This is a genomic window from Corynebacterium lipophilum, from assembly GCF_024102595.1.
GTDB classification, from domain to species: domain Bacteria; phylum Actinomycetota; class Actinomycetes; order Mycobacteriales; family Mycobacteriaceae; genus Corynebacterium; species Corynebacterium pseudogenitalium.
Genome location: NZ_JAEUWV010000011.1, coordinates 45,368 through 62,157, shown reverse-complemented (window position 1 = coordinate 62,157; position 16,790 = coordinate 45,368). Strand labels below are relative to the sequence as shown.

15 protein-coding genes are annotated in these 16,790 nt (G+C 63.6%); 4 read left to right on the top strand and 11 right to left on the bottom strand.

The features are described 5' to 3' along the window. Positions 1–140: 140 nt before the first annotated feature. The 10 genes from relB to JMN37_RS07975 all read right to left on the bottom strand — a co-directional run bounded on the left by relB (position 141) and on the right by JMN37_RS07975 (position 11,027). Entirely contained in the window at positions 141–377 is a 237-nt protein-coding gene (gene relB / locus JMN37_RS08020) for a type II toxin-antitoxin system RelB family antitoxin (RefSeq protein WP_070361826.1), read from the bottom strand. Between the two features lie 509 nt (positions 378–886). After that, positions 887–1,927 carry a class II fructose-bisphosphate aldolase gene (gene fbaA / locus JMN37_RS08015; protein ID WP_269010974.1) on the bottom strand — a complete coding sequence of 347 codons (1,041 nt, stop codon included), beginning with the start codon at positions 1,925–1,927 and terminating at the stop codon, positions 887–889. A gap of 45 nt (positions 1,928–1,972) precedes the next feature. Then, a complete protein-coding gene (locus JMN37_RS08010) occupies positions 1,973–3,184 on the bottom strand; it encodes a glycoside hydrolase family 76 protein (RefSeq protein ID WP_070975597.1) in 1,212 nt (403 codons plus the stop codon). 12 nt (positions 3,185–3,196) lie between these two features. Further along, positions 3,197–3,871, bottom strand: a complete 675-nt coding sequence (locus JMN37_RS08005) for a TrmH family RNA methyltransferase (RefSeq protein ID WP_252931606.1) — start codon at positions 3,869–3,871, stop codon at positions 3,197–3,199. Further along, positions 3,858–4,391 carry an orotate phosphoribosyltransferase gene (gene pyrE, locus JMN37_RS08000; RefSeq protein WP_252931604.1) on the bottom strand — a complete coding sequence of 178 codons (534 nt, stop codon included), beginning with the start codon at positions 4,389–4,391 and terminating at the stop codon, positions 3,858–3,860. Before pyrE ends, JMN37_RS08005 begins: the two co-directional genes overlap by 14 nt. Further along, positions 4,381–5,526: a TtfA family protein gene (locus JMN37_RS07995; RefSeq protein ID WP_252931603.1), complete on the bottom strand. Its 1,146-nt coding sequence runs from the start codon at positions 5,524–5,526 to the stop codon at positions 4,381–4,383. The genes pyrE and JMN37_RS07995 overlap by 11 nt, the downstream gene beginning before the upstream one ends. A 12-nt stretch (positions 5,527–5,538) precedes the next feature. Then, entirely contained in the window at positions 5,539–6,381 is an 843-nt protein-coding gene (locus JMN37_RS07990) for a sulfurtransferase (RefSeq protein ID WP_252931601.1), read from the bottom strand. Between the two features lie 23 nt (positions 6,382–6,404). Further along, positions 6,405–6,818: a DUF4265 domain-containing protein gene (locus JMN37_RS07985; protein WP_070361821.1), complete on the bottom strand. Its 414-nt coding sequence runs from the start codon at positions 6,816–6,818 to the stop codon at positions 6,405–6,407. 22 nt (positions 6,819–6,840) lie between these two features. Further along, positions 6,841–9,399: an ATP-dependent chaperone ClpB gene (clpB, locus tag JMN37_RS07980; protein ID WP_252931600.1), complete on the bottom strand. Its 2,559-nt coding sequence runs from the start codon at positions 9,397–9,399 to the stop codon at positions 6,841–6,843. Positions 9,400–9,674: 275 nt separating this feature from the next. Next, positions 9,675–11,027, bottom strand: a complete 1,353-nt coding sequence (locus JMN37_RS07975) for a sodium/glutamate symporter (RefSeq protein ID WP_252931610.1) — start codon at positions 11,025–11,027, stop codon at positions 9,675–9,677. A 79-nt stretch (positions 11,028–11,106) separates the two neighbouring features. Here JMN37_RS07975 and JMN37_RS07970 point away from each other — a divergent pair, with 79 nt between their 5' ends. After that, complete coding sequence (locus tag JMN37_RS07970) at positions 11,107–12,207, top strand: ferredoxin reductase domain-containing protein (protein WP_252931598.1); 1,101 nt, start codon at positions 11,107–11,109, stop codon at positions 12,205–12,207. Here JMN37_RS07970 and JMN37_RS07965 read toward each other — a convergent pair. After that, on the bottom strand, positions 12,164–13,006 hold the full coding sequence (locus JMN37_RS07965; RefSeq protein WP_071573064.1) for a carbon-nitrogen hydrolase family protein: 843 nt from the start codon (positions 13,004–13,006) through the stop codon (positions 12,164–12,166). The two genes, JMN37_RS07970 and JMN37_RS07965, sit on opposite strands and share 44 nt — an antisense overlap. An 89-nt stretch (positions 13,007–13,095) precedes the next feature. On the opposite strand from JMN37_RS07965, the gene JMN37_RS07960 reads away from it, so the two are divergent. The 3 genes from JMN37_RS07960 to JMN37_RS07950 all read left to right on the top strand — a co-directional run bounded on the left by JMN37_RS07960 (position 13,096) and on the right by JMN37_RS07950 (position 16,329). Next, the gene (locus JMN37_RS07960) at positions 13,096–13,341 is read left to right on the top strand and encodes a hypothetical protein (RefSeq protein ID WP_252931595.1); all 246 of its coding nucleotides are present in this window, start codon (positions 13,096–13,098) and stop codon (positions 13,339–13,341) included. 418 nt (positions 13,342–13,759) lie between these two features. Continuing rightward, positions 13,760–14,518, top strand: a complete 759-nt coding sequence (locus tag JMN37_RS07955; protein WP_252931594.1) for an alpha/beta hydrolase — start codon at positions 13,760–13,762, stop codon at positions 14,516–14,518. 47 nt (positions 14,519–14,565) lie between these two features. Beyond that, complete coding sequence (locus JMN37_RS07950; protein ID WP_070361814.1) at positions 14,566–16,329, top strand: pyruvate dehydrogenase; 1,764 nt, start codon at positions 14,566–14,568, stop codon at positions 16,327–16,329. Positions 16,330–16,790: the final 461 nt, after the last annotated feature.

Here is a 16,790-nt window from a genome sequence, read left to right as displayed (position 1 = left end):
TTTCTACGTTTATGCAATGGAATAGCCATCCGGCTATTCCACCGCCGTAACCGTCCAAAAAGCCACTAGACATCCCGTCCAAAAACATCCTGGACTCCGTGTCCAAAAAGTCCCTAGACATCACAGCCCTAGGCGAAAACTCAATCTGCCAGGCCACACTCGGCCTTAAGTTCATCGAGGGTAACAGTTTCCAGCTCGCCCCTACGAACAGCTTCCGCCTCAGCCTGAAGCTCGTAGATGTATTCAGCGTCATCAAGATAGGCCTCAATTGCCTCACGGATGTAGAACGCCTTTGGCCTACCTGTCTTTGTAGCAAGCTCGTCAAGCCGACGTTTCTGGACTTCGTCCATTCGCAAACTAATCACTGATCCACTCATGTATACATGTATACACAAGCCTGCCAAGCCTGTCACCCCAAGCCAGCAGTCCCTCGACAGCAAATATAAAATAGTCACATTTCAAGACACCTAACCGCATGAAGTGTGAAGTGCTGGAACCTTCCAGACGCTTTCAGTGCCAATAGACGCACCGCATTTTTCGCGAGCTGGGCTTTTGCCGGATTCGGTGGAAGGGATTGCGTCCTTTGGCACTTGCGCGAAAGGAAGCGACACCAGATTCCAGGTTTTTGGAGAAGCGGCTTCGTAAAACCCCAGGTCGCGGGGACCAGGAGAGGGAATTTGGTGCGCGGGCAAAAGGCCAAGACACCAAATTCCCGGATTCCAGAAAACTGCCACAACAAAACCCCAGGTCACTCCTGGGCCAAGCGGGATTTTGGTGCACAGCAGCCCCCCAAAGGACCCCCAAAGGGGCCCAAACAACCTACACGCGAAGAAACCCCCAGGACCGCGAGGGCCCAAGGGGGTTTCAGGAAAAGCAAGCAGTACGACTACTTGGACACGGAGGTGCCAACGGAGCGCAGGTCCTGGCAGGCCTCGATGACGCGGTCGGCCATGCCCTGCTCAGCCTTCTTCATGTAGGAGCGTGGGTCGTAGACCTTCTTGTTGCCCACTTCGCCGTCGATCTTCAGGACGCCGTTGTAGTTCTCGAACATGTGGGAGACCACTGGGCGGGTGAAGGCGTACTGGGTGTCGGTGTCAACGTTCATCTTGATGACGCCGTAACGCAGGGCCTCCTCGATCTTCTCCTTCTCGGAGCCGGAGCCACCGTGGAAGACGAAGTCGAATGGGTTGGAGCCGGCATCCAGGCCGAGCTTCTTCTCGGCGACCTTCTGGCCCATGTCGAGGACCTCTGGGCGCAGCTTCACGTTGCCTGGCTTGTATACGCCGTGGACGTTGCCGAAGGTTGCGGCCAGCAGGTAGCGGCCGTTCTCGCCGGTGCCGAGGGCATCGATGGTCTTCTCGAAGTCCTCTTCGCTGGTGTACAGGTTGGCGCCAGCCTTTGCCTGGACGCCGTCCTCTTCGCCACCGACGACGCCGATCTCGACCTCGAGGATGATGTTGGCCTTGTGCGCCTTCTCCAGGAGCTCCTGGGCGACCTCAAGGTTGTGGTCGATTGGGATGGCGGAGCCGTCCCACATGTGGGACTGGAACAGTGGGTTCTCGCCGCGGTCGACGCGCTCCTGGGAGATCGCGATCAGTGGGCGGACGTACTCGTCAAGCACCTCGAGCTGGCAGTGGTCGGTGTGCAGCGCGATGTTGACGTCATAGTGCTTAGCGATCTCATGTGCGAACGCTGCAAGCGCCTGGGCACCAGCAACCTTGTTCTTCACGGACAGGCCAGAGCCGAACTCTGCGCCGCCGGTCGAGAACTGGATGATGCCGTCAGACTCGGCTTCTGCGAAACCACGAATTGCGGCGTTGATGGTCTCAGACGAGGTGCAGTTGATGGCCGGGTATGCGAACCCGCCCTTCTTTGCAGTGTCGAGCATCTGGTTGTAGACCTCAGGGGTTGCAATTGGCATGAAGATAACCTCCACTAGAGCTTCTTAGGTACGCCAACCAGTATGCCTGCTTTACTGACTATTTGCAGCCGCCACCCGAGCAGCCGCCTCCAGCAGCATCCACCCGGAAAGCTGTACTGAAAGGTCCCTTTCATCAATTCGGACCAACCCGACAGCCTCGCTCAGGGACGACGGGCCGAGCCCGTAATTGTGGGGAAGGCGGGCGTCTTCGGTCCACCGCGCGGAGAAGATCGGCAGCCCGTCGACCTCCAAACGATGGGACCAAAGGGACTCCGCCGAGGCCATAATCAGCCTTGATGCTATCTTTTTGGTCGCGATGTTCTGGCGAGAGTCTTCCGGCAGGCGCACGGCAACATCTGCGAGGTAGCGCGCGAGAATTCCCTTGAACAGGCCGCCGTCGCCGTCGCCGGACTCGTAGGGCTTGTTCAGAATCACCCCCTGGGGGGTAGCCATATGCAGGACAATCGCTTCTACGATTGCCCGGATATGTGTGATGTAAAACACGGAATCGTCGGCGCGTTTTGAGTACGCGAAAGAGTCGATTGGCTCGTCGTCGCGAAGTCCGACGTCGGCGCGCAACGCCAGCGCGATCTCTAGGCTCGCGCCGAGCACCGTGCCCTGGTTGTACGTATACAGCTTGTCGACGACCTCCGGGCCATGCATCCGCATTCGGATCCCGTCCTGCACCAGGCCGGATTCGGTGACCAGGTTGTCGAACGTCCAGTCAAGCAGCTCGCGGGCCTTGTCCAGGCGGCCAGTGCGCGCGAACAAGAGGGCGGCTGGGCCGTTTGAGGGCACGTTGTAGAAGGTTTCCTCCGTGCGCCACGGCAGCACACCCATCACCGGGTCGATACCGGCGAGCAGGTCGAACTCCAGGGCGTCGAGGGCTTTCGTGCGGCGCGCCAAGCCCTCGTCGACGGCGCGGTTCCACGCCAACGCCAGCCAAGCCTTGTCGTCGTAGTACTTGTTCTTCGTCAGCTTGCCCAGGTTGCGGCGCTGGATGCCACGCAGAGTGTCTTTGAGGCGGCGCTTGTGGGTTTTGGTGGGGCGTCGAAGAGCGGCGTCGATCTGGCAATCCAAATAGTGGGCCTGCCACCAGTAGTGCCAGTGCCAGTACAGGCGATCCTTCGAACCCGGCGGCCACGTGACCACCGCGAGGTTCGTCTTCGGCAGCCCCCACAGGCGGGAGGCGTGCCGCTCCTGCACAGCCGATTGAGCCAGGTCAGCGCGGTGCGACCATGTTTCCGCGGCGGATTCTTCCACAACCTTCACCTTTCACCAAGCAGTACTCAAGTCGGCGTGCTGGCGTATCCACGCGTGCATCGCGATGCCCGCGGCAACACCCGCGTTGATCGAGCGCGTCGAGCCGAACTGCGCAATCGAGCACGTCATCGACGCCTCGCGCTGCGTCTCGTCCGTAATGCCGGGACCTTCCTGCCCGAACACTAACACGCAGCGCTGCGGAAGTTCCGCCGTTTCGAGCGGCACGCAGCCGGGCGTGTTATCGATCGCCACAATCGGCAGGTCGTGCTCCTTGGCCCACTGGGCGAAGTCCTCGATCGTCGCGTGGTGGCGGATGTGCTGGTAGCGGTCCGTCACCATCGCACCGCGCCGGTTCCAGCGCCGCCGCCCAATGATGTGGACTTCCTCGGCGAGAAACGCATTCGCGGTGCGCACCACGGTGCCGATGTTGGCGTCGTTCTCAAAGTTCTCGATCGCAACGTGGAACGGGTGGCGCCTTTTGTCCAGCTCCTCGCGGATCGCCTCCAGCGACCAGTAGCGGTAAGCGTCCACTACGTTGCGACGATCCCCTTCCTCCAAAAACTGCGGATCCAGGCGGGGGTCATCCGGCCACGGGCCCTCCCAAGGACCCACGCCGTGGCGGCCCTCATTCCACTCCGTTGGGCCCTTCACCTGCTCAGCCTGCTCAGCCTGCTCAGTTGAGTCCAAGGTCCTCGAGCCCCAGCAGGAATCGGTAGTCCAGGCCGGCCTCGTGCAGGGCGTCGGCGGCGCCGGTCGCGCGATCCACCACGGTAGCCACCGCGACGACCTCAGCGCCCTCGGCGCGCACGGCCTCCACCGCGGTCAGCGGCGAGTTGCCCGTCGTGGTGGTGTCCTCCACCACAAGGACTTTCTTGCCAACAATCGACGGCCCCTCAATCCGGCGCTGCATCCCGTGCTTCTTCGCCTCTTTGCGCACCACGAACGCGTCGATCGGGCGGCCGTCGGCGTGTATCACGGCCGTGGCCACCGGGTCCGCACCCAGCGTCAGGCCACCAACCGCGTCGAACTCCAAGTCCGCCGTCATCTCACGCAGCAGCTTGCCGATCAGCGGCGCCGCCTCATGGTGCAACGTCGCACGACGCAGATCCACGTAGTAGTCCGCCTCCTTCCCAGAGGAAAGCGTGACCTTGCCGTGCACCACGGCCAGCTCCTTGACCAGCTCTGCGAGGCGTGCTTTATCGTTCATGATCGGTTGGCTCCTTCGGCGTGTCGTTGAAAATTGTGGAGGGCTGCTGCTCGCGGCGCACTCTGGTCAAATCATAGAGCTGCGCGTCGCCTTCGGCAGGTGAACCGTCCGCGATCGGCGCCACAGAATCCGCCCCAATCTCGTGGTCCTCCAACTCGCCGAATCCGCCGCCGGTGACGCGGGTCGGCAGCTCGAGTGGTTCCTCCGGGCGCTGCACCTGCGGGGTCTCCGGCTCAGGTGCCTCCTCGGCACCGAGCACCGGCGCAAGCGCCGCCGCCTCGCGCGGTGGCAGCGTGCGTGCCGCGTCCGCCAGCAACGCCAGCGGCGCGAACGTGTCCTCCCAGTCCTGCGGCGTCGAACCGCGTTCCAGCTGGGCCAACACCCAGTCTTGTTCGCACCACACCGCGCACACACTTTCGGGCATCTCGCGCAGGGCGGTGCGCACGCGCACATCGATGAAGCGCAGGACGGGACCGGGCTCATTCGTGAACAGCTCGAAGCCCTCGACGGTTTCCACCAGCACCAAATCCGCCGAGGAATCCGCCTGGAACTGCGGGCGGCGCATATCCACCACGATGTCGCTGACCTCACCCGTTGCGACGGCCACCACCGTCACACCGCCAAGGTCCACCACGCGGACATCATGGCCGTAGACCTGGCCCGCCACGACATCGCGCGGTTCCGCACCGGACGCCGCCGCACCCCGGTGCCACTCGTCGACCAGGTATTCATCCACCTTGGAGAAGCGGAAGCCGTGCTGTTCCGCCCACAGGCGGCGCTCCCGGCGCGACGCGCCCGGCAGCTGCAGGCCCGACATGCGGTGCGGGCGCTTCGGGGCAGGCTCGGGCGCCGGTGTTGGTTCGGGCTCCGGTTCAGGCTCGGGCTCCGGCTCTGGTTCCGGGGCCTGCTCCAGCTCCAGCTGTGGCTCTGGCTCCGGGGCAGGCTCGGGCTCTGCTTCCGGCTCTTCTTCCACCTCGAGCGCAGGCTCAGGCTCCACGGCCGACTCAGCCTCAGGCGAGGGCTCGGCTGGTGGCGGAGGGGGCGTCGATAAGGAGGGAGACGCAGGTGCAAACCACAACCAGACAGCCGCGACCACGAGCAGCGCGGCCAGCCCAAACAACACGTAAGCAATCATCGAGGATTGATACTACAGTGCCGTGGCGACCTTATTCCCCAACCGTGCACTCCACTGCGACCAGCCACCCACATAATGCGTGGCCACCGGCAGGCCCGCGTGCTCCATCGCCGCGATGAGCAGCGCGGAGTGGTTGCCCGAACCCGAGTACGTAATCATCTTCGCCGGGTCCGTATTCTGCGTCACGCCCAGGCTTGCGAAGCGGTCGCGGATGTAGTCCGTCTCCTTGATCTTCCTGGTCTCCTTACAGAACAGGTCCGCCGCCGGCAGGTTCAGCGCCGACGGAATGTGGCCCGCCTTCAAGTCCAGCACTTCTCGACGCCCAGCAAAGCGCTTCTCATCACGCGCATCAATCAGGATGCCCTCGAACTGCTGTACGTCCTCCAGTGTCGCCACCGGAAGCTTGCTGCCTTCCAGTTCCAGGTCGCGCGGCACAACCACGTTGCCTGGGCCGGCGATGGTCTTGAGGCCCTCGGCCTCCCACGCGCGGAAGCCGCCGTCGATAATGTGGACGTGCTCCAGGCCTGCCCAGCGCATGATCCACCACGCGCGGGCGGCGAAGACGCCGGAGCCCTGGTCGTAGATGAAGACCGGGCGGTTCGCCTCGACGCCCCACTCCTCGAGCGCCTCGTCGATCACGGTGAGCGACGGCAGCGGGTTGCGGCCCTGGCGGCGGCCCGGCATGCCCACGAGGTGGCCCTCCAGGTCACCGTAGACGGCCGTCGGAATGTGCTCGGACTGAAACTTCTGCCAGGCCTTGCCTGCCTCCGGCTCCCAAGAAACATCGAGCACCGTCTGCTTCTTGCCGGACTTAATACGTTCGTACAGCTCCTGCGGAGAAATAAAAACAGTCATACATAACACCATACGCGTATGGCTCACGCTGTATAGCCAGGTGCGAGCTGGATCACTCCAGACGCGGCCAAACCCTCCAGCCATTCATCAATCCCGGCCTTCGGACAATCCGCACCTATCGACGCCGCCAACATCCCACCCGGGCCCATCTCCACCCGGCAACCAAACGCCAACAACGTCTCCGCCAGCGAAAACGGCGACTCCCCCTGCGGCAAAATCCGCACCGTGGACGCACCCCCGCGCACCACGACCTTATTCACGTGAAACATGCCGCCAACGCGCACACACTCCACGATGTCCCCCACCGCCAACGACACATCCACAAACGGCACCGATGCAATGACGAAGTGGCCGCCGCCAAGCTGGTGAGCCTCAAGTTGCTCGTTCTCCACGCCTGGCACGGCCACCCGTGTGTAAATCGTCGTCGTTGGTTGCATGGACAGCAGTGTAGCCCGAACGCTACTTCGCTGCCGACACCGCCAACTCCTCGCCGCCTTCCGCGACATCAACCTGTACCACGTCACCATCGCGGATCGCGCCGGCCAGCAGCTCCTTCGCCAACCGGTCACCGATCGCCTGCTGGATCACGCGACGCAACGGACGCGCACCATATGCAGGGTCGTAGCCGCGGTCTGCGAGCCAGGCCTTCGCGGCGTCGGAGACGCGGAGCTGGAGGCGTCGAGAAGCAAGGCGATCGGCGAGCGTGCCCAGCTGAATATCGACGATGCCCACCAGCTGCTCCTTCGTCAGCGGCTCGAACACCACTACATCATCGAGGCGGTTGATGAACTCCGGCTTGAAGTGCGACTTCACCGCGTTCATGATCTGCTCACGGTCACCGCCCGCGCCCAAGTTCGACGTCAAAATGATCACCGTGTTACGGAAATCCACCGTGCGGCCCTGGCCGTCGGTCAGGCGACCCTCGTCGAGGACCTGCAGCAACACATCGAACACATCCTGGTGCGCCTTCTCAACCTCATCAAACAGCACCAGCGAGTACGGGCGACGGCGCACAGCCTCAGTCAGCTGGCCGCCAGCGTCGTAGCCGACGTATCCCGGAGGGGCACCGACCAGGCGCGCGACCGAGTGCTTCTCGCCGTACTCTGACATATCGATGCGCACCATCGCCGCCTCGTCATCGAAGAGGAACTCCGACAGGGCCTTCGCAAGCTCCGTCTTACCCACACCAGTCGGGCCCAGGAATAGGAAGGAACCAATCGGACGGTTCGGATCCGCAACGCCCGCACGCGAACGCCGCACCGCATCGGACACAGCCACGACCGCTTCCTTCTGGCCCACAACGCGACCAGCCAGGATTGCCTCCATGTCCAGCAGCTTCTCGGTCTCACCCTGCATCATCTTGCCCGCAGGAATGCCCGTCCACGCCGACACAACCTCAGCAATCACCTCAGGAGAAACCTCCTCCGTGAGCATCGTCCTTGACGACGCCCCCGCCGCCTCCTCAGCGTCCTTGACCTGCTGCTCCAGCTCCGGAATGCGGCCGTAGCGCAGCTCCGACACCTTCGCGTAATCGCCCTCGCGCTCCGCGATCTCGGACTCGTTGCGCAGGTGCTCCAGCTCCTCCTTCGCAGCCTGCACCTTATCAATCTCCGCCTTCTCATTCGACCAACGCGCCTTCAACTCACCGAGCTTCTCACGCTGATCCGCCAACTCCTGGCGCAGATCCGTCAGACGCTCCTTCGACGCCTCGTCGGACTCCTTCTGCAGCGCGATCTCCTCGATCTCCAAGCGGCGCACGATGCGCTCCAGCTCATCAATCTCCTGCGGCGAGGAATCAATCTCCATCCGCAGACGCGACCCCGCCTCATCGACCAGGTCAATCGCCTTATCTGGCAAGAACCGGTTCGTGATGTACCGGTTCGACAGCTCCGCAGCCGCCACCAACGCCGAATCCTGGATCCGCACGCCGTGGTGTACCTCGTAGCGCTCCTTCAGGCCACGCAGAATACCGATCGTGTCCTCCACAGTCGGCTCACCCACGTACACCTGCTGGAAACGACGCTCCAACGCCACATCCTTCTCGATGAACTGGCGGTACTCATCCAACGTCGTCGCACCAACCAGCCGCAGCTCGCCGCGCGCCAACATCGGCTTAATCATGTTGCCAGCGTCCATCGCGCCCTCGCCCGTGGCGCCAGCGCCGACGATGGTGTGCAGCTCGTCAATAAACGTGATGATCTGCCCGTCGGACTCCTTAATCTCGTCCAACACCGCCTTCAGGCGCTCCTCGAACTCGCCGCGGTACTTCGCGCCCGCAACCATCGACCCGAGGTCCAGGGAGATCAGCGTCTTACCCTTCAGGGACTCCGGGACGTCGCCCGCCACGATGCGCCTTGCAAGGCCCTCGACGATCGCCGTCTTACCGACGCCCGGCTCACCAATCAACACCGGATTATTCTTCGTACGACGGGAAAGCACCTGCACCACGCGTCGAATCTCCGAATCGCGGCCGATGACCGGGTCAATCTTGCCCTCACGCGCACGCGCCGTCAGGTCCGTCGAATACTTCTCCAGCGCCTGAAACTGATCCTCCGGCGACTCCGTGGTGACCTTCTTATTGCCGCGCACCGACTGGAACGCCGCCTTAATCGCCTCAAACGTGGCGCCGCGCTTCTTCAGCAGCTCCGCCGCGTCATCATTCCCGCGCGCGATACCAGCTAACAGCACCTCGGTGGACACGAACTCGTCGCCGAGCTCGCCCGCCAATTCCTGCGCCGCGTTCAACGCATTCAGGCCGTCACGGTTAAAGTTCGGATTCGCCATGTTCTGGCCCTCCGCCTTCGGATAGGAATCGACCAGCTCAGCCGCCTCCTTCGCGACCGTCTGCGGATCCACACCCGTCGCCTGCAGCACCGGCGCCGCGATGCCGTCCTCCTGCTTCAGGATCGCCTCAAGTAAATGCGCCGGACGAATATCCGGGTTCCCCTTTGCCGACGCCTGCTGCAGCGCCTGCTGCAACGCCTCCTGCGTTTTCGTAGTTGGGTTAAACGAAGACATGTCCGTTTCCTTTCTCTTTGCGTTTTATTTTGTTGTTCACTCTCCCTAACGCACGAGAAGTTGAGTCTGTTCCACTCAAGGTTGAATTTGTTGCGTTTTCGGGGGTGGCGCAGGCTTTGGAGCTCCGCAAATCGTTTGAAAGCGCACTGAAAACGCACGTCAAAACGCAAAAGGTAGTAACAGGATGGTAGTAATCCGGATTTTGGGGAGCGAGAAAAGGGGATTACTACCATCCTGTTACTACAATCTAGGAAAATTCTAGAAAAATTCAGCCCCTATTCCTTGGCGGCCACGGCTCCCGAGCCGTATTTCTTGGCGGGCACCCACTTCAGGGCGAACGCGCCGACCACTACCGCGACGGCGATGCCGAACACGACCCAACCGAACGCGGTGGTGAACCCGGCGATGATGGCGATCGGGGCGAGGATGGTCATGCCGATTTCGAAGGGTGCGAAGCCGACGTAAGCGACGCCGTATTCGTTGAGGGTGCCAGACTCCAGTTTGGGGTCGACCATCTTGAGCAGGGCGATACCGGTGGCGACGGCGGCGGTTGCCCAGCCCCAGCCGAAGATGCCGCGCTCGAGCCAGTTTTCACCGAAGAAGAGCGGACCGGCCCACAGCATCCATACGGCGCAGAAGACAGTGCCCAGCACGAACATGATGAGCAGGGCCTGCCAGTATCCGGCGAGGGCCGCGGGGACGATGGAGGCGATGCCGAAGGCGATCATGAAGTCGGTGGCGGCGCCGGAGACGGTGGAGATGGTTTCGCGGTCGAGGTAGTTGGGTCGCTTGAAGGCGACGAGGAGGCCACGGCCGATGAGTCCGATGACGAATGCCATGGCGAACAGTGGGATGGAGACGTTGCTCCACATGCCTTTGATCCAGGTGTTGACCATGTAGGCGATCAGCACGGTGATCAGGATGAATCCGGCGTGGAGTGCCAGCGGTTCGATGGAGGACGGGTTGGTGGTTGCGCGTCCGATGGAGGGACGCTCGGACTCGGTGGCGATGTAGCCGGTGCGCAGGTCTTCAGGCAGGGTGCCGCGCAATTGGGTTGCTTTGCCTTTCCGGATACCCCAGTTCGCAGCAATGACCCCGCCTACGATGGCCACCAGGGTGCCGACGGTTGCGGAGGTGAAGCCGATGGAGGACGCCTCGGCGATACCGATGTCCTCAAGTGCGGAGCCGACGGCGGCGGCGGTGCCGAAGCCACCGACGAAGCCGACCGGGAGCATCATGCCGAACCATGGTTCGGTGCCAAAGAGTGGCGCGAAGAAGTACAGCCCCAGCAGGATGAAGATGCCCCACTGGCCCATGAACATGGCCGTCGAGTAGCCCCACATGTTGCGGGCGCCTGAGGCGACGGAGCCGCCGAGGTTCATGGAGTAGGCCATGGAGGCGAAGACGACGGCGATGAGCAGCGTTGTATAGGTGCCGACTTGGTCGGACCAGTGAATCACGCCGAGGACTTCTTGGCCGAGGATGAGTCCGAGCAGCCCAGCGGTGATTGGTGCTGGCAGGAGCAGCGCCTGTAACACTTTGAGTCGGTTTCGGAGCACGTTTCCGATGATGAGCAGGATGGAGATCCATCCAATATCCGTCAGGAGTGTGTACGGCGTGTAGTCCACTGCGGCACCTTTCTCTCTATTTGTTTCCTTGCTCACAGTAGTCCACCTCACTGGTGCTGGGAAACAGTACGCTGGCCCTATGAGAAAGTTTGCCCCCGTTTTGGATGGCCCGAATGCGGCCGCATTGCAGGTGCTCGCGGAGCAGGATTCCGAGGTGCGCGCCACGCTGTTTGAGCGGATTGTGGAGCAGTATCCGCAGGCAACGATGGTTTTTCCGGCAGGCGCCACGGAGGTACCCGAAGTGCTTCTCGACGCCACTTCGTTCACCCTCGCTTCCACTCAGGAGTCCGAGGCAGCGGGGGCAACGATCCCTGAGGCAACCCTTACTCCGCTGCGTGAGTGGGCGTTGGATCTGCGGCGGACGGGGTTTCCGGCGTCGGAGTTTCCGGCGGTGGCGGAGATCGTTGGTGGGGTTGTGGGCGTCGATACGCAGGTGTTGGTGCGTGTGGCGCGGGAGATGGAGCGGGTGTCGCGGGAGGCTGACGAGGCCGGGGTGGCTGCGGCGTCGGTGGCGCAGGTGACGAAGGTTTCGCAGGATGGTTCGGCGTGGATCGCGCGGGCGGAGGCATCCGCGGCGGTTGGGTACGCGGCGGGGCAGGCGTTGCCGGTGATGCGCGCGGGCAACCAGGGGGTGTGGTGGGCGTGCGCGCCCGCGGTGCCGCCGAACCGCTTCGGACAGCTAGAGTTCCACCTCGACGGGCCGGATGTGGAGGTTGGCGACTACCTGACGTTGGGTGCTGCGCGTGGCCCTGCGGTCCGCGCGAACCGGCCAAAGATGCTGCTCGTGGCGGTGGGCACCGGGTGGGCGGCGGCGAAGTCGGTGGTGTTCGGGCTCATCGAGGAACGCATCCGCCCCGAGGTGCACCTGGTGCTGTGCGGGGACGGCGCAGACGATTTTTACGACGCCCGCACCATCAACTCCCTCGCCGATTCCCAGCCTTGGCTGCAGGTGACGCGCGTCGCGCCGACCGCGGGCGAATTCGGGCAGAGCGCCGCGAAGGCGATTTGGGTGCCGGGCCCGGCGTTCGTGTCGGCGCCGGGCACGTGGTGGGACCACCAGATCGTGCTGTGCGGCAAGGGTGCCGAGGCCGCGGAGTACCGCGAGGCCCTGGAAGCCGCCGGAGCTCGCGGCGTGCTTACATGCGCGACTGACGCAACGGTCCAGTTTCCGAAAGCCTAATGAGGGGGACGTCCTCCTGTACGGCGGCGACGTGCGAGATGTCGATGTCGGCGTCGAGAAGCTCGGGGCCGTAGCCGGCCTCCACGATCCTGCGCCCGTCCGGCGCCACGAGCGTGGAGAACCCGATGCCGGTCGGGCCGGACTTCTCGCCGGCCTCGGTCTCGTGGTTCGGGCGGGACTGCCCGGCCGCCGCGATGAATACGCCGGAGTCGAGGGCGCGGGCGCGCGTCAATAAGCGCCACTCCTCGAGCTTGCCCGGGCCGTCTGCCCAGCTCGTCGGCACCACGATGACGTGCGCGCCCATCGCCGCCAGCTCCTTGAACTGTTCCGGGAAGCGGATGTCGAAGCAGGTGGCCACGCCGATGGTGGCGTCGCCGTGCCGGAACGTGAGCAGGGTGTCGCCGGCCTTGACGGTGCGGGATTCGTGGTAGCTGTGGGCGTCGTAAAGGTGCACCTTGTCATAGGTGAGAATGAGCGGGTGCTCGCTGTGGCCGTCGAGGACGAGGGTGGTGTTGTAGACGCGGTTGATACTGCCGACGGTGTCCGCCGGGCGGAACGAGCCCGCCACGATCGTCACGCCGAGCTCCTTGGCCAGAGAAAACAGCCCCTGCGTGAATGGCCCGTCGGTGTCCTCAGCTTGGTGGTCGAGGCGGCCTGCCCCGAACGCGTGTGAGGCGGCCTCCGGCAGCACGATGAGCGTCGCACCCCGGCGCGCGGCCTCTCTGACCTGCGGTTCTATGCGCGAAAGGTTGCGCATTTTATCAGGTCCGCTGGTAAATTGTGCCAACACGATACGCATGTGGATAACTTTAGCGAATCTGAAATTTTATCCACAGGGTTTCATGCAGTTTCCTTGCCCTGCTTCGGCGTGTTTTCGAGGATGGGTGCATGCATTTATCAACGACCGTCCCGTCCCTCGCCCGTTCGCACCGCGTCGCCCGCACGTCGCTTCCCCGCGCTGAGCTGCGCGACAGCGCCAGCGCCGCCGCGTTGCGCTCGCTGGGGGATCGCGCCCAATCGCTTTTCGACGCCTCCACCACCGCCCTCAACGCACATTTAGAATCGATCGCCTCGTTTGCGGACGACTGCATCCGCTGCGACACCCGCCTCGCGGAGGCGTTGCGCCATGTCTGATACCTACCGCCCTGCTTTGGACGCCGGGCAGCTCATGGTTGCCGCGGGCGTGGTGGAGGGCGCGGTCGCCGAGTTCCGCGCGCGTTCCCAGGCGTGCCACGCCGCCCGGTCCGACCTGGTTGGGACCGGTTTTCGCGGGTCAGCACCGACTGCTGCCCTGCAGCGCCTCCAGCGTGTCGACGCCACCTTCGCCCACCCCGCCGACGACCTCACCCAGGCCGCCAAGGTACTACGCCGCTACGCCACCTGGCAGGCGCGCCTCGACGCGATGGCCCGATCCCTGCGCGGCAGCCCCGTCTACGCGCTGGCGGTGCAGGTGCTGAACGGGGTCTCGCGGACCTTCGACACGTTGTGCGCCGCCGAGCTCGAGGCCCTCTGCAAGGCGCGCGAGCGTGACCTGGAGGCAGCGCGCGGGCACGTGCCGCTCATCGCACGCCACGGCGTAGAGCTTGGCCAGATACACCGGACAAACCTGGCCGCGCTCGACCCGGCGCGCCGCGAGCTCGTGGAAGCCGCGGGCGCGACCGTACTCGAAGCCGGGCCCGTGTCGGCGACACTGGCGGTCGGTGACGTCGTGGACCCGGCGCGTGTGATCACGATGGTCGCCGGCGTGTCCACCGGCCGGCCAGAGGGTTTGGGCGGTGAGCTTGCCCGTGCGCAGTTCCTCGCCGAGCGCACCGGCGCCACAGTGATCCTCTGGCAGGGCTACGACCCGCCACCCAACGTGGTCAACGGGCTGGACGCCGGCCCGGCGCGCCGCGGCGCCGACGACCTCTCCGCCTTCCAACTCGCGCTCACCGACCGCTTCCCCAACGCCCACCGGGTGGTCCTCGCCCACAGTTATGGCACACGCGTGGCCACCGAGGCCGCCGTCCACCACGGCCTGCTTACCGACCAGCTCTGGCTCGTCGGCAGCGCCGGCGTCGCCGGTAGCCACGTGAGCGACCTACAGCTCGCAGGGCCAGATTCCCGCGTGGTCGCCGTGGATTCTCCCGACGATCCGATCCTGTGGACCAGGTCCGGTCCGCAGGCGGTGCTGGGGGCGTCGCCAACTGATCCCGCCTACGGCGCGCGCGTCCTACCTGGGGTGACGGGCGGTCATAGCGCCTACTTCACAGACGAGGCCTTTGTGTCAGATCTCACACAATCTTTCGAGTTCCAGGAGGAACAAAGGTAACATGATAAGCGGTTAATTTATTCTTCAAATAAAAGGAGATTTTAGGAATGGCTCAGAACTTCGCCTCGGCATTCGTTGCCAAGCTGAAGGAGCTCGGCGTCAAGCGCATCTACGGCCTCGTCGGTGACTCCCTCAACCCGCTTTCCGACGCCGTCCGCACCCAAGGCATCGAATGGGTCCACGTGCGCAACGAGGAAGCCGCCGCATTCGCCGCCGGCTCCGACGCACTCGCAACCGACGAACTCGCAGTGTGCGGCGCATCCTGCGGCCCAGGCAACACCCACTTCGTCCAAGGACTCTTCGAGGCGCACCGCAACGGCGCAAAGGTCCTCGCGATCGCCTCGCACATCCCGTCCTTCCACATCGGTTCGTCCTTCTTCCAGGAAACCCACCCCGAAATGCTCTTCCAGGAGTGCTCTTCCTACTGCGAGATGGCAAACTCCGCCGACCAGGGCATGCGCGTCGTCCACAACGCCATCCAGAACACCATGTCCGGCAACGGCGTATCGGTAGTCGTCGTCCCAGGTGACGTCTTCGCACAAGAAGTCACTGCCGACGCCCCAACCCTGTCCGGCAACTACGCCACCGGCGGCAACAAGCGCGTCTACCCAGACCCGGCCGAAGCCGCCCGCCTGGTCGAAGCCATCAACGAGGCAGACACCGTCACACTCTTCTGCGGCTACGGCGCCAAGGACGCCCGCGACGAAGTCTTCGCACTCGCCGAAAAAATCAAGGCACCAGTCGGCCACTCCTTCCGCGGCAAGATGTACATCGAGTACGACAACCCCTACGACGTCGGCATGTCCGGCCTCCTCGGCTACGGCGCCTGCCACGAAGCCTCCGACAAGGCAGACCTCTTCATCATGGTCGGCACCGACTTCCCATACACCGACTGGCTGCCCAGCAAGAACGTCGCCCAGATCGACATCGACGGCGCCCACATCGGCCGCCGCACCAAGGTGCACTACCCCGTCATCGGCGACGTCAAGAGCGTCATCGAAAACATCCTCCCGCACATCGAGGAGAAGAAGGACCGCTCCTTCCTGGACGCAATGCTGAAGCGTCACGCTGAGCTGCTGGAGTCGGTCGTCGGCAAGTACACGACGGAAGCCCGCGAAGCCCGCACCCCAATCCACCCAGAGCTCGCCGCCTCCGTCCTCGACGAACTCGCCGACGAAGACGCCTACTTCACCGTCGACACCGGCATGTGCAACGTGTGGTCCTCCCGCTACCTCACCCCCAACGGCAAACGCGACGAATCCGCATCCTTCCTCCACGGCACCATGGCCAATGCGCTGCCGCAGGCCATCGGTGTCCAGGCCGCATTCCCCGACCGCCAGGTCATCTCCTGGTCCGGCGACGGCGGCCTCGGCATGCTCCTCGGTGAACTGCTCACCGTCAAGCTGCACAACCTGCCAGTGAAGACCATCGTGTTCAATAACTCCTCACTCGGCATGGTCAAACTCGAAATGCTCGTCCAAGGCTTCCCCGAGCACGAAACCGACCACGACGGCGTCAACTACGCCAACATCGCCGAAGGCGTCGGCATCAAGTCCTTCCGCATCGAAGACCCCGCCGACCTGCGCCCGAAGCTCAAGGAGGCCCTCGCCTACGACGGCCCCGTCCTCGTCGACATCGTCACCGACCCGGACGCCCTCTCCATGCCACCAAACATCACCTGGGACATGATGAAGGGCTTCACCGCCGCCGCAACCAAGACCGTCCTCGACGGTGGTGTCGGCCGCATGATCGACCTGGCACGCTCCAACCTCCGCCACATCGGCGGCGCAGCGTCGATCACCTTTAAGTAGTGGTCAGTTAGGCTCCAACGCCTTTGCGGCCCCGGGTTTCTGCCCGGGGCCGCTTCGTTTTTCGGGGTTTGCAGGCTTCTCCTCCTGCCGTTTTGAAAAAGTTCCCGCGCCCGGGAACGATTTTGCGTTTTGGGTCGATTCCGGTCGACCAACCGACCCGTTTCCCCAGGCCACGACGCCCGTCCACGAAGATCGTTCTCCATTCATGCCGCGATCGTGGGAACTTTTCGGAAGTCTGCAGCCCTGCTCGGCCCTGTGCTCCCCGCCCCTAATCCACTCAAAGCGTTCGATTAAAAGCGAGCGATGCAGGTCGCGCATTTTCAACCGGTCCGGTTGATTTCCGGCGACCTGCATCGCACGCTTTAAACACCTCGACACGAGCACAGCGAGCACAAAGCGAGCACAACGGACGCCATGGCCCGCCCAAACGCGCTCCACCAGCGCACCAAATTCGCTGCTTT